Source organism: Streptomyces sp. YKOK-I1, from assembly GCF_054660435.1.
Map to the genome: position 1 here is coordinate 8,906,983 of NZ_BAAGDR010000001.1, position 12,282 is coordinate 8,919,264.

Sequence of the window (12,282 nt, forward strand, 5' to 3'; positions counted from 1 at the left end):
TCGCGGCTCGGTGAACCCCTTGACAGTGGGTGTCCGTGAGGGGACAGTTTCGGCGGACGTTGCTTATCGCGAAGATAGTTGCGAACTATGCAACAAGGAGATCGACTGTGACACACGAGGTACGCGCCGTCGTCGCCCGGAACCTGCAGTCGAGGCGGTCGGCGAGGGCGTCACCGATGTCGCGCCCGGCGACTTCGTCGTCCTCGACCGGCGTGCCGTCTGCGGCACCTGCCGCGCCTGCCGCAGAGGCAGGCCGTGGTGCTGCTTCGCCACCCGCAACGCCGCGACCCTCGTCGCCGCCGGACAGTGCACCAAGGTCAACCCCACCGCCTCCGCCGCCGCGGCGGGGCTGCTCGGCTGCGGCGGTGTGGGCATGGCCGCCATCGCCGGAGCCAAGGTGGCCGGCGCCGGCCGCATCATCGCCGTGGACGTCGACGAGCGGAAGCTGAAGCGGGCCGAGCGGTTCGGCGCCACCGACGTCGTGGACTCCTCCGGGACCGGCGCCGTCGAGGCCGTCCGCGCCCTCACCGGCGGCTTCGGCGCCGATGTCGTCGTGGACGCCGTGGGCCGCCCCGAGACCTTCGAGCAGGCCTTCTACGCCCGCGACCTGGCCGGCACCGCCGTCCTCGTCGGTGTCCCCACCCCCGGGCCGACGCTCGAACTGCCGCTGCTGGACGTGTTCGGCCGCGGCGGCGCCCTGAAGTCCTCCCGGTACGGCGACTGCCTGCCCTCCCGGGACTTCCCCACCGACCACCCCCTCGCCCTGTTCGTCCCCCCGTCGCGGGTGTCGGACCACTCCGAAGGTGACACGATGACCAGCACGAACCTGCCGCCCAGCCTGATCCCCACGCTGACCGGCGCGTACTACACCGACCCCGGGATCTTCGCCCAGGAGCAGGAACGGGTCTTCGAGGCCATGTGGTTCTGTGTGGCCCGCGCCTCCGAGCTGGACAAGCCCGGCGCGTTCCGCACGTATCAGGTCGGCCGGGAGAGCGTGCTCGTCTCCCGGGCCCGGGACAACTCGGTCAAGGCGTTCCTCAACATCTGCCGGCACCGCGGCGCCAAGCTCTGCACCGAGGAGTCCGGCGAGGTCAAGCGCGCCTTCCAGTGTCCGTACCACGCATGGACGTACGGCCTGGACGGCAAGCTCGTCGCCGCCCCGAACCTGACCTCGATGCCGGACATCGACCGGACCGAGTACGGCCTGATCAACGTCCATGTCCGCGAGTGGCTGGGCTATGTGTGGGTGTGCCTCGCCGACGAGCCGCCCTCCTTCGAGGCGGACGTGCTGGGCGCGGTCGTCGAACGCCTCGGCGACATCGCCTCCATCGAGCGCTACGACGTCGACAACCTGTCCGTCGGCAGGCGCATCACGTACGACGTGAAGGCGAACTGGAAGCTCATCATCGAGAACTTCATGGAGTGCTACCACTGCGCCACCATCCACCCCGAACTCACCGAGGTCCTCCCGGAGTTCGCGGACGGCTACGCGGCCCAGTACTACGTGGGCCACGGCGCGGAGTTCGGCGAGGAGATCCAGGGCTTCACGGTGGACGGCTCCGAGGGCCTGGACCGCATCCCCGGGGTGGCCGAGGACCAGGACCGCCGCTACTACGCGATCACCGTCAAGCCGCAGGTCTTCATCAACCTCGTCCCCGACCACGTCATCTTCCACCGCATGTACCCGGTGGCCGTCGACCGCACGATCGTCGAGTGCGACTGGCTGTACCTGCCGCACGTCGTCGAGAGCGGCAAGGACGTGGACCGCTCGGTGGAGCTGTTCCACCGGGTCAACGCGCAGGACTTCGACGCCTGCGAGCGCACCCAGCCCGGGATGAGCTCGCGGATGTACGCCAAGGGCGGGGTCCTGGTGCCCAGCGAGCACCACATCGGCGAGTTCCACACCTGGCTCCAGAACAAGCTCGACGTGGGCCCCACGCACTGACCACCCCTCCCCCCTCTTGACAACCGCAGCTTCCCGCCCGAACCATGTTGCGCATGACGGATGTCGTTGTGCCATGTGAGACAGCTTGTCTGGAGCCCGCATGAGGAGCATCACCGTCGTCGGAGCATCGCTGGCCGGGCTGAGCACGGTCCGCGCGCTCCGCACGGACGGCTACGACGGCGAGATCGTCGTCGTAGGAGAGGAGCGCCACACCCCCTACGACCGCCCTCCGCTGTCCAAGGACTTCCTCAAGGGGGACATCGACGCCGCCGCGCTCTCGCTCGGCGACGCGGAGGAATACGCGGACCTGGACGTGCAGTGGCTGCTCGGCGAGCGGGCGGTGGGCCTCGACCCCGGCGCCCGGACCGTCACCCTGGCCGGCGGACGGCATGTGCGCACCCACGGGGTCGTCATCGCCACCGGCGCCGCCGCCCGCACGCTCCCCGGCACGGACGGCCTGGCCGGCGTCCACACCCTGCGCACCCTGGACGACGCCCTGGCGCTGCGCGCCGAGCTGACGAACGGCCGGCCCCGGCTCGTCGTCATCGGCGCCGGTTTCATCGGCGCCGAAGTGGCCTCCACCGCCCGTGGACTCGGCCTGGACGTCACCGTCGTCGAGGCGCTCGGCATCCCGCTGGAGCGCCAACTGGGGCGCGAGATGGGGCTGGTGTGCTCCTCGCTCCACAGTGACCACGGGGTCCGACTGCTGTGCGGGACCGGCGTCGCGGGACTTCTCGGCGAGGGCCGGGTCACGGGCGTGCGGCTCGCCGACGGGCGGGTGCTGCCCGCCGACGTCGTCGTGGTCGGGGTCGGGGTCAGGCCCGCCACCGACTGGCTGGCCGGGTCCGGGGTGCCGGTGGACGACGGGGTGGTGTGCGACACCGGCTGCGCGACCGGTGTCCCGGATGTCGTCGCCGTCGGTGACGTCGCCCGCTGCCCGCACCCGTTCACCGGACGGCACGCCCGCATCGAGCACTGGAGCAACGCCGGCGAGCAGGCGAGGACCGCCGCCCGCACCCTGCTCACCGGGGTGTCCGCCCCCGCTCCGGCCACCGCGCCCTACTTCTGGTCCGACCAGTACGGGGTGCGCATCCAGCTCGCCGGGTACGTCGCTCCCGGCGCCGAGCCCGAGGTCGTCGAGGGCGATCTCGGCAGCCGTACCTTCACGGCCGTCTACCGGCGCGAGGGCACCCCCGTCGCCGTGCTCTCCCTCGACCAGCCCAAGTTCTTCAACCGGCTCCGCCGCACCCTCGTCCCCGCCGTCCCGGCCGCCGCCCACTGAGCCCCCACGCGAGGAAACGTCGATGACCCTGTTCCACCAGTCCCTGCACGAGCTCGACCCGGAGATCGCGGCCGCGGTCGACGCCGAGCTGCACCGCCAGCAGTCCACGCTCGAGATGATCGCGTCGGAGAACTTCGCTCCGCTCGCGGTCATGGAGGCGCAGGGCTCGGTCCTGACCAACAAGTACGCCGAGGGCTACCCGGGCCGCCGCTACTACGGCGGCTGCGAGCACGTGGACGTGGCCGAGCAGATCGCGATCGACCGGATCAAGGACCTGTTCGGCGCCGAGTACGCCAACGTCCAGCCGCACTCGGGCGCCTCCGCCAACCAGGCCGCCCTGTTCGCGCTGGCCCAGCCCGGCGACACCATCCTCGGCCTGGACCTCGCCCACGGCGGCCACCTCACCCACGGCATGAAGATCAATTTCTCGGGCAAGCAGTTCGACGTCGTGGCGTACCACGTGGACACGGAGACCGGGCTGGTCGACATGGCCGAGGTGGAGAAGCTGGCCCTGGAGCACCGCCCGAAGGTGATCATCGCGGGCTGGTCGGCGTACCCGCGGCAGCTGGACTTCGCCGAGTTCCGCCGGATCGCGGACGCGGCCGGCGCCCGTCTGTGGGTGGACATGGCCCACTTCGCCGGCCTGGTCGCCGCCGGACTGCACCCCAACCCCGTCCCGTACGCGGACGTGGTCACCTCCACCACCCACAAGACCCTCGGCGGCCCCCGCGGCGGGATCATCCTGGCGAGGAAGGAGTTCGCGAAGAAGCTGAACTCCTCCGTCTTCCCCGGCTTCCAGGGCGGCCCCCTGGAGCACGTGATCGCCGCCAAGGCGGTCTCCTTCAAGGTCGCCGCGAGCGAGGAGTTCAAGGAGCGCCAGCAGCGCACGCTCGACGGCGCCCGCATCCTCGCCGAGCGCCTGACCGCCCCGGACGCCCGCGAGGCCGGCGTCGACGTGCTCTCCGGCGGCACCGACGTGCACCTGATCCTGGTCGACCTGCGCGCCTCCGAGCTCGACGGACAGCAGGCCGAGGACCGCCTCCACGAGGTCGGCATCACGGTCAACCGCAACGCCGTCCCCAACGACCCGCGCCCGCCGATGGTCACCTCCGGCCTGCGCATCGGCACCCCGGCCCTCGCCACCCGCGGCTTCACCGCCGAGGACTTCACCGAGGTCGCCGACGTCATCGCCGAGACCCTCAAGCCGACCTACGACGCCACCGCGCTGAAGGCCCGGGTCGAGGCCCTCGCCGCCAAGCACCCGCTCTACCCCGGCCTGTAACCGACAACCTCCCACGGGGGCATGCCCGGCACCGCTCGGCATGCCCCTTCGAACTCACGGAGTATGGCGTGGCAATCAGCGTCTTCGACCTGTTCTCCATCGGCATCGGCCCGTCCAGCTCGCACACCGTCGGCCCGATGCGTGCCGCCGGGATGTTCGTCACCCGGCTGAAGCAGGAGGGCCTGCTGGCGCAGACCGCCGCGGTCCGGGCGGAGATGTTCGGTTCCCTGGGCGCCACCGGCCACGGCCACGGCACCCCCAAGGCGGTGCTGCTCGGCCTGGAGGGGTACGAGCCGCACACGGTCGATGTCGCACGGGCCGAACTGGACGTGGAGCGGATCCGCGCCACCGGGCGCATCCGCCTCCTCGGCGCGGAGATCGGCCCCGCCCACGAGATCGACTTCGACCCCGCGGCCCAGCTCGTGCTGCACCGCCGACGCTCGCTGCCCTACCACGCCAACGGCATGACCCTCTTCGCGTACGACGCCGACGGAGGGCCGCTGGCGGAGCGGACGTACTACTCGGTCGGCGGCGGTTTCGTCGTGGACGAGGACGCTGTCGGCGCCGACCGGATCAAGCCCGACGACACGCCTGTGGCCCACCCGTTCCGCACCGGCGACGAACTGCTGCGCCTCACCGCGGAGACCGGTCTGTCGATCTCCGCGCTGATGCTGGAGAACGAGAAGGCCTGGCGCACCGAGGCGGAGATCCGCGCCGGTCTGCTGGAGATCTGGCGCGTCATGCGGGCCTGTGTCGCCAAGGGCCTGGGCCGTGAGGGCATCCTCCCGGGCGGTCTGAAGGTCCGTCGCCGGGCCGCCGCCGCGGCCCGGGCGCTGCGCAGCGAGGGCGACCCGGCGGTCCGCGCGATGGAGTGGGTGACGCTCTACGCGATGGCGGTGAACGAGGAGAACGCGGCGGGCGGCCGGGTGGTCACCGCCCCGACCAACGGCGCGGCGGGCATCATCCCGGCCGTGCTGCACTACTTCCTCGACTTCGTGCCGGGCGCCGACGACGACGGCATCGTCCGCTTCCTGCTCGCCGCCGGGGCGATCGGCATGCTCTTCAAGGAGAACGCCTCCATCTCCGGTGCCGAGGTCGGCTGCCAGGGCGAGGTCGGATCCGCCTGCTCCATGGCGGCCGGCGGACTGGCCGAGGTGCTCGGCGGCAGCCCGGAGCAGGTCGAGAACGCCGCCGAGATCGGCATGGAGCACAACCTCGGCCTCACCTGCGACCCCGTGGGCGGCCTGGTCCAGATCCCGTGCATCGAGCGCAACGGCATGGCCGCGGTCAAGGCGGTCACCGCCGCGCGGATGGCCCTGCGCGGCGACGGGCGGCACCACGTCTCCCTCGACAAGGTCATCAAGACCATGAAGGAGACCGGCGCCGACATGAAGGTCAAGTACAAGGAGACCGCCCGCGGCGGCCTCGCCGTCAACGTCATCGAGTGCTGAGGCCATGGGACGGGCCGAGGAGGGGGCGACCATCGTGTACTGCGTGGGCGCCACCGAGGACGGCTCGAACACGTACAACGTGGTCGACGTGCGGCTCGCCCCCCAGCTGCCGGCGATGCTGCCCGACCGGCTGCGGGCGGCCCAGCGGGTGTTCGACCGGACCGGGGGGCTGCCCGCCGCCGGACCGTTCCCGCCGGAGGGCGACCTGCTGGACCTGCGCGAGGACGTCGGCCGGCACAACGCCGTCGACCAGCTGATCGGCCGGGCGCCGCGGTCCGGTGGACCGCCGCTGTCGCGGAGCGTGCTGCTGGTGTCCGGCCGGGCCTCCTTCGACCCGGCGCAGAAGGCGGCCATGGCGGGCATCCCGGTGCTGGCGGCGGTCTCGGCACCGTCCTCCCTCGCGGTCGACCCGGCGGCCGGGACCGGCCTGACGCTCGTCGGCTTCCTGCACGGTACGTCCATGAACGTGTACACGGGCGAGGAACGCATCGACCTGCGGGCCCGGGCCATGGCAGGGGGACGGGACACATGAGCCGGTACGGCCGTACCCCGGCCGGCGCCGCGGTCGCCCCGCCTCCGTCGTGGCCGCCCGACGTCCGGCACCGCCCCCGCCGGGTCGCCATGCTCAGCGTGCACACCTCACCGCTGCACCAGCCCGGCACCGGCGACGCCGGCGGGATGAACGTCTACATCGTGGAACTCGCCAAGCGGCTCGCCGCGCTCGGCGTCGAGGTGGAGATCTTCACCCGCACCACCTCGGCGGCGCTCCCGCCCCGGGTCGCACTCGCGCCCGGTGTCCTGGTCCGGCACGTGGACGCCGGACCCTACGAGGGGCTCGCCAAGGACGATCTGCCGGCTCAGCTCTGCGCCTTCGCGCACGGGGTGACGCAGGCCTGGGCGGGGGAGCGCCCCGGCCACTACGACCTGGTCCACTCCCACTACTGGCTCTCCGGTCACGTCGGCCGGCTCACCGCGGAGCGCTGGGGTGTCCCGCTGGTGCACGCCATGCACACCATGGCCAAGGTCAAGAACGCCGGCCTCGCCGACGGCGACACCCCCGAACCCGCGGCCCGGGTGGCCGGCGAGGCGGAGGTCGTACGGGCCGCCGACCGGCTGATCGCGAACACCGGGAAGGAAGCCGGGGAGTTGCTCCACCACTACGACGCCGACCCCGGCCGGGTCGCCGTCGTGCACCCCGGGGTCGACCTCGCGCGCTTCCGGCCCGACGCCCGCGGGGTCGACGCCGGGCGGGCCGCGGCCCGGTCCCGGCTCGGCCTTCCGCCGGACGCCCTGATCCCGCTCTTCGTGGGCCGCATCCAGCCGTTGAAGGCGCCGGACGTCCTGCTGCGCGCGGTGGCCCGGCTGTTGCAGGAGCGGCCGGACCTGCGGGAGCGGCTCGTGGTGCCGGTCGTGGGCGGCCCCAGCGGCAGCGGCCTGACCCGGCCGGAAGGCCTCCGGAAACTGGCGGCCCGGCTGGGGGTGTCGGACGTCGTGCTGTTCCGGCCGCCGGTCGGCCAGGACCGGCTGGCGGACTGGTACCGGGCGGCGTCCGTGCTGGTCATGCCGTCCCACAGCGAGTCCTTCGGCCTGGTGGCCGTCGAGGCACAGGCCTGCGGCACCCCGGTGATCGCGGCCGAGGTCGGCGGTCTGCCGGTGGCCGTGCGGGACGGGGTGAGCGGCGTCCTCGTGCCGGGGCACGATCCGGCCCACTACGCCCGGGCCCTGGCCGCCTTCGCCGACGACCCGGCCCGCTCCGCCCGGATGAGCGAGGCCGCGGTCCGCCACGCCCGGTCCTTCGACTGGGCCACGGCCGCGGCGGCCACGGCGGACGTGTACACGGCGGCCCTGCGCGGGCACCGGCTGCACCGGGTGCCGTGACGCACGTCTTCGGGCTCCACGCCTGCCGACGCGCCCTACGCGTGCCGATGGCCCCGGTCGGCGTCGAACTCGGTCCAGGCCCGCTCCCACTGGCCCCTGCGACGCACGTCCAGCCGGATCCGGGCGGCCCACCAGCCGCCCGCGACCAGGAGGCCCACGCCCGCTCCGGCGGTCGCGCCGAGGGCCGCGCCCTGGGACCTCGCCTGGGCCGGGGTGGGCGGGGTGGGACGGACGCGGCCCGTGTCGTCGAGCCACACCGTGGTGGGGGAGCCCGCCTTGCTGCCGGAGGCCACCTGGGCCTCACCCGTCACGGACGAGCCGTCGGCCCCGGTCCACCGCACGGCCGCCCGCACCCACGCGTCCGCCGTCCCGCGGAACCGTGCCGGTGTCGTGGGCGCGTCCTCGGCGAGGTGTGCGGTGGTGTGGTGCAGGCCCCGCGCCTGGTCGAGGGCGGAGCGCTCGCCGACGTCGGCCATCGTCACGCCCACCACCGGCACCGTGAGCAGCAGCGTCGCCACCGCCGCGGCGCCGAGCCATGCTTCGGCGACGTCGGAGCGCCGCCGCAGCGGGTTGCGCCGCCAGCGCCAGAACCACACCCTGCCCACGTGTTTCGGCATGTGTGCATCCTTCCGTGCGCGATGTGCCCGACCGTGACCTCTCTACGGTGACGGATCGGCGTTCGATGGTGGCAGAGGCCGAACGGGACGTACCACAGGGCCGGTCGGCCCGGTCGGCGGCCGAAGTGCCGCTGGGCGGTACGTCGTCGAACTCTGCCGGCACCGATGTCTCGTGTCATGCGTCTGCCGGCTACAGCAGGCTGCTCCAGTACGGCCAGAAGCGGGTGAGCACGAGCAGCGCGATCACCCCGTACCAGGCGGCGAGCAGCATCCCGTGCGTGTCCCGGACCACCTCCAGGACGCCCCGGCGCACGGGGACGACTCCCTGTTCCAGGCAGTGCACGGTGACGTACCAGAACAGGGCGATGGTGGCGGTCCAGACCACGGCGCAGTAGGGGCAGATCTTGTGGAGTTCGTACAGCGACTGCACGATCAGCCAGTGCGTGAACACCACCCCCAGCAGCGCTCCCGCGTCCAGCGCGAGCCACAGCCGGCGGTGCAGGCGCGCCCCGCAGAGCACGGCGGCGCCCAGGGCGGTCACGGCGGCGAAGGCGCCCAGGCCGAGCAGCATGTTGGGGAAGCCGAACACGCTGCCCTGCGCACTGGACATGACGCTGCCGCAGCTCACGACCGGGCTGATGTTGCAGGGCGGCCGGTAGGCGGGGTCGCGCAGCAGCCGCCAGTCGTCCACGGCCAGCTGGAAGGAGGCCAGCCAGCCGGCGATCCCGCTGAGGACCATCACCCATCCGGTACGGCGGCTGCCGCACACCGCGAGCGCGGGGCCGTGGCTCATGCGGCTCGTCGCGGGGCGGAGGCCGACGAGGTCCGGCCTCCGGGTGTCTGGGCCGATGCCGGTGCGGCCCGCCGCCGGTAGACCAGGTACGGCCGGACCAGATAGCCGACCGGGACGCTCCAGACATGCACCAGCCGGGTGAACGGCCAGGCCGCGAAGAGCAGACAGGCGGTCAGGGCGTGCAACTGGAACAGCAGCGGCGCCCCGGCGATCGCCTCGGGCTGCGGCTGGAGCACGAACAGCCCCCGGAACCAGACCGAGACCGTGGAGCGGTAGTCGTACCCGGGGCCGAACACATTGTGGGCGGCGGTGGCGGTGATGCCGAGCAGGACGGTGGCGGACAGCAGCGGGAAGAGCACCTTGTCGCTGCGGTCGGTGCCGAGACGGATCCGCCGGGTCAGCAGCCTGCGGGCGCACAGCATCCCCAGCCCGGTGACCATGGCGAGCCCCGCCACCGAACCCGCCCAGACGGCCGTCGTGTGGTAGGCGTGTTCGCTGATCCCGGCGGACTCGGTCCAGGACGCCGGGATCGCCAGCCCCGCCACATGCCCGGCGATCACCATGAAGGCCCCCAGATGGAACAGCGGGCTGCCCCAGCGCAGCCAGCGGTGTTCCAGGAGCTGGCTGGTGTGCGTGGTCCAGCCGAACTGGTCGTGCCGGTAGCGCCACACGTGCCCGGCGACGAACACGGCGAGGCATACGTAGGGCACGGCGACCCACAGCAGCAGATCGTTCATCGCGGGTCCTCTTCATGACTGGCCGGGGCGGTGAGGGGCGGGACGAAGGTGTCCGGCGGGGCGAACTCGCCGTTGCCGTAGGCGGGGTACGTGCCGTAGGGGTCCAGGCCGACGTCCTCGTTCGGCGGGCCCTCGGCGACGAGCAGGGCCACCGCCGCCCGGTCCGCCTCGGTCGGCGGCGGCAGCAGGGTGAGCAGCGCGGCCAGCACATGCCGGTACGGCGAGTCGGCGTCGGTCAGCGCCCGCTGGATCAGCTCCAGCCCGCGCCGGTGCTGGCGCAGGGGCGCCTCGCCGCCGCCGGGGCCGGCCAGCGCCGCGAACTCCAGCACGACCGGGAGGTGGTCGGGAAGTTCACCGCCGTCGGTGTCCCAGCCGGCGACCCGGTAGCGCTGGTTGAGGGTGAGCAGGGCCATGCCCCGGCGGCGGGTGTCGCCGTGCAGGTAGTACGTGAGGTAGAGGCTGCTCTTGCGGCGCAGGTCGAACATCTCGACGTAGTGCCGCTCCAGTGCCTCGGGCTCCTGGGCGGCGAACCAGCCGGTGAACCGGGCCAGGTGCTCCGCCGCGGGCGTGGCCGGCAGGGCCGCCACCACGGTGGTCAACTCGGTGCGGGCCGACGTCAGTTCGGCGTCCGGATACTGGAGGAGCAGCGACACGAGCCGCAGGGTCAGCGCCCGGCCCGCGGTCTCCTCGGGGGTGAGCCGGGCCGGGCGGCGCACGGCGGCCCGGACCCGGGTGCGGACCAGGGCGGGAAGGGTTGCGGGCAGCGGGCTCATCGGTGGTCTCCGGCGGTGGTGTCGCGGCGCAGGGTGGGGAGGCCGAGCATGATCTTGCGCGGCGCGGCGTCGCCCGGGGTCTCGACCGGGCAGCGGTTCTCCAGGGCGGTCAGCGCCGCCGCGTCCTCCTTGTGGGCGGCGGGGACGACGTACCGGTCGGCGTACTTGGCGACCGCGAGCAGCCGGTGCAGGTCCTCCGCCTCGCGTGCGGTCAGGCCGACGGCCTCGAGCACCGTCTCGTCCCCCGCCTCGCCGAGGGTGCGTTCCCGCATGTAGGAGCGGAGCGCCGTGAGCTTCATCAGCACACCGGCGACGACGTCCGTGTCCCCCGCGGTGAACAGTTCCGCCAGGTACTCCAGCGGGATCCGCAGCCGGGTGACGGCGGCGAAGACATGGTCGGGGTCGTCCTGGTTCCCGCCCGCCGCGTCGACGGCGTCGAGCACGGGGGACAGCGGCGGGACGTACCAGACCATCGGCAGGGTGCGGTACTCCGGGTGCAGCGGCAGCGCCACCTTGTAGCGCATGACCAGGTCGTACACGGGGGAGCGGCGGGCGGCGTCCAGCCAGTCCTCGGGGATGCCCGACTCCCGTGCGGCCGCGCGGACCCCGGGGTCGTGCGGGTCGAGGAAGACACCGCGCTGGGCGTCGAGCAGGTCGTGCTCGTCGGGGGTGGCGGCGGCCTCGCCGACACGGTCGGCGTCGTACAGGAGGAGACCGAGGTAGCGCAGCCGGCCGACGCAGGTCTCGGAGCAGACGGTGGGCTGACCGGCCTCGATGCGCGGGAAGCAGAAGGTGCACTTCTCCGCCTTGCCGGTGGCGTGGTTGACGTACACCTTCTTGTACGGGCACGCCGTCACGCACATCCGCCAGCCCCGGCAGCGGTCCTGGTCGACCAGGACGATCCCGTCCTCGACCCGCTTGTACATCGCGCCGGACGGACAGGCCGACACACAGGCCGGGTTGAGGCAGTGCTCGCACAGCCGGGGCAGATGGAAGAGGAAGGTCTGCTCGAACTCGAACTTCACCCGCTCCGCCCACGCCCCGCTGAGGTTGGGGTCCGCCCCGGCGTTCTCGGGCGCTCCGCCGAGGCCGTCCTCCCAGTTGGCGCCCCAGGTGATGGCCGTGGGCCGGCCGGTGAGGACCGAGCGGGGGCGGGCGACCGGGATGTCCTTCCCGGCGGGGGCGCTGACGAGGTTGTCGTAGTCGTAGGTGACCGGCTCGTAGTAGTCCTCGATCGACGGCAGGTCGGGGTTGGAGAACAGGGACAGCAGCCGCTTGATCCGCCCGCCGGAGCGCAGGACCAGACGCCCGCGCTTGTCGAGCATCCAGCCGCCCTTCCAGTGCTCCTGGTCCTCGTAGCGGCGCGGGTAGCCGACGCCGGGCTTGGTCTCGACGTTGTTGAACCAGGCGTACTCGACGCCGGTGCGGTTGGTCCAGGTCTGCTTGCAGGTGACCGAGCAGGTGTGGCAGCCGATGCACTTGTCGAGGTTCATCACCATCGCCACTTGAGCCATCACGCGCATG

Annotated in this window: 10 protein-coding genes and 2 pseudogenes; 7 read left to right on the forward strand and 5 right to left on the reverse strand. The window is 72.7% G+C overall.

Annotated features, from left to right (window positions below):
* Positions 1-148: 148 nt before the first annotated feature.
* From ACYQ8Q_RS39615 to mshA, 7 genes and pseudogenes are all read left to right on the forward strand, one after another.
* Positions 149-745, forward strand: a pseudogene (locus tag ACYQ8Q_RS39615) (zinc-binding dehydrogenase); the annotation flags it as partial.
* Between the two features lie 66 nt (positions 746-811).
* Positions 812-1,945, forward strand: a complete 1,134-nt coding sequence (locus ACYQ8Q_RS39620) for an aromatic ring-hydroxylating oxygenase subunit alpha (RefSeq protein ID WP_460073678.1) — start codon at positions 812-814, stop codon at positions 1,943-1,945.
* 100 nt (positions 1,946-2,045) lie between these two features.
* Positions 2,046-3,227, forward strand: a complete 1,182-nt coding sequence (locus tag ACYQ8Q_RS39625; protein ID WP_460071599.1) for an NAD(P)/FAD-dependent oxidoreductase — start codon at positions 2,046-2,048, stop codon at positions 3,225-3,227.
* Between the two features lie 22 nt (positions 3,228-3,249).
* On the forward strand, positions 3,250-4,509 hold the full coding sequence (glyA, locus tag ACYQ8Q_RS39630) for a serine hydroxymethyltransferase (RefSeq protein WP_460071601.1): 1,260 nt from the start codon (positions 3,250-3,252) through the stop codon (positions 4,507-4,509).
* Positions 4,510-4,577: 68 nt separating this feature from the next.
* The gene (locus tag ACYQ8Q_RS39635) at positions 4,578-5,960 is read left to right on the forward strand and encodes an L-serine ammonia-lyase (RefSeq protein WP_460071602.1); all 1,383 of its coding nucleotides are present in this window, start codon (positions 4,578-4,580) and stop codon (positions 5,958-5,960) included.
* A pseudogene (locus ACYQ8Q_RS39640) lies at positions 5,953-6,492 on the forward strand (formate dehydrogenase accessory sulfurtransferase FdhD); the annotation flags it as partial. The gene ACYQ8Q_RS39635 and the pseudogene ACYQ8Q_RS39640, both read left to right, overlap by 8 nt.
* Entirely contained in the window at positions 6,489-7,838 is a 1,350-nt protein-coding gene (gene mshA / locus ACYQ8Q_RS39645) for a D-inositol-3-phosphate glycosyltransferase (protein WP_460071604.1), read from the forward strand. The pseudogene ACYQ8Q_RS39640 and the gene mshA, both read left to right, overlap by 4 nt.
* 35 nt (positions 7,839-7,873) lie before the next feature.
* Here the strand turns inward: mshA and ACYQ8Q_RS39650 are convergent, their stop codons facing one another.
* From ACYQ8Q_RS39650 to narH, 5 genes are all read right to left on the reverse strand, one after another.
* The gene (locus ACYQ8Q_RS39650; protein WP_460071605.1) at positions 7,874-8,455 is read right to left on the reverse strand and encodes an Rv1733c family protein; all 582 of its coding nucleotides are present in this window, start codon (positions 8,453-8,455) and stop codon (positions 7,874-7,876) included.
* A gap of 190 nt (positions 8,456-8,645) precedes the next feature.
* Entirely contained in the window at positions 8,646-9,248 is a 603-nt protein-coding gene (locus tag ACYQ8Q_RS39655; protein WP_460071607.1) for a vitamin K epoxide reductase family protein, read from the reverse strand.
* A complete protein-coding gene (gene narI / locus ACYQ8Q_RS39660) occupies positions 9,245-9,985 on the reverse strand; it encodes a respiratory nitrate reductase subunit gamma (RefSeq protein ID WP_460071608.1) in 741 nt (246 codons plus the stop codon). The genes ACYQ8Q_RS39655 and narI overlap by 4 nt, the downstream gene beginning before the upstream one ends.
* Positions 9,982-10,758: a nitrate reductase molybdenum cofactor assembly chaperone gene (narJ, locus tag ACYQ8Q_RS39665; RefSeq protein WP_460071609.1), complete on the reverse strand. Its 777-nt coding sequence runs from the start codon at positions 10,756-10,758 to the stop codon at positions 9,982-9,984. Before narJ ends, narI begins: the two co-directional genes overlap by 4 nt.
* Positions 10,755-12,281 carry a nitrate reductase subunit beta gene (narH, locus tag ACYQ8Q_RS39670; protein ID WP_460071611.1) on the reverse strand — a complete coding sequence of 509 codons (1,527 nt, stop codon included), beginning with the start codon at positions 12,279-12,281 and terminating at the stop codon, positions 10,755-10,757. Before narH ends, narJ begins: the two co-directional genes overlap by 4 nt.
* Between the last annotated feature and the right edge of the window lies 1 nt (position 12,282).

Bases quoted from the DNA above. Each gene is read 5' to 3' on its own strand.
- ACYQ8Q_RS39620 (WP_460073678.1), top strand. From the start codon at position 812: ATGACCAGCACGAACCTGCCGCCCAGCCTGATCCCCACGCTGACCGGC.
- ACYQ8Q_RS39625 (WP_460071599.1), top strand. From the start codon at position 2,046: ATGAGGAGCATCACCGTCGTCGGAGCATCGCTGGCCGGGCTGAGCACG.
- glyA (WP_460071601.1), top strand. From the start codon at position 3,250: ATGACCCTGTTCCACCAGTCCCTGCACGAGCTCGACCCGGAGATCGCG.
- mshA (WP_460071604.1), top strand. From the start codon at position 6,489: ATGAGCCGGTACGGCCGTACCCCGGCCGGCGCCGCGGTCGCCCCGCCT.
- ACYQ8Q_RS39650 (WP_460071605.1), bottom strand. From the start codon at position 8,455: ATGCCGAAACACGTGGGCAGGGTGTGGTTCTGGCGCTGGCGGCGCAAC.
- ACYQ8Q_RS39655 (WP_460071607.1), bottom strand. From the start codon at position 9,248: ATGAGCCACGGCCCCGCGCTCGCGGTGTGCGGCAGCCGCCGTACCGGA.
- narI (WP_460071608.1), bottom strand. From the start codon at position 9,985: ATGAACGATCTGCTGCTGTGGGTCGCCGTGCCCTACGTATGCCTCGCC.
- narJ (WP_460071609.1), bottom strand. From the start codon at position 10,758: ATGAGCCCGCTGCCCGCAACCCTTCCCGCCCTGGTCCGCACCCGGGTC.
- narH (WP_460071611.1), bottom strand. From the start codon at position 12,281: ATGCGCGTGATGGCTCAAGTGGCGATGGTGATGAACCTCGACAAGTGC.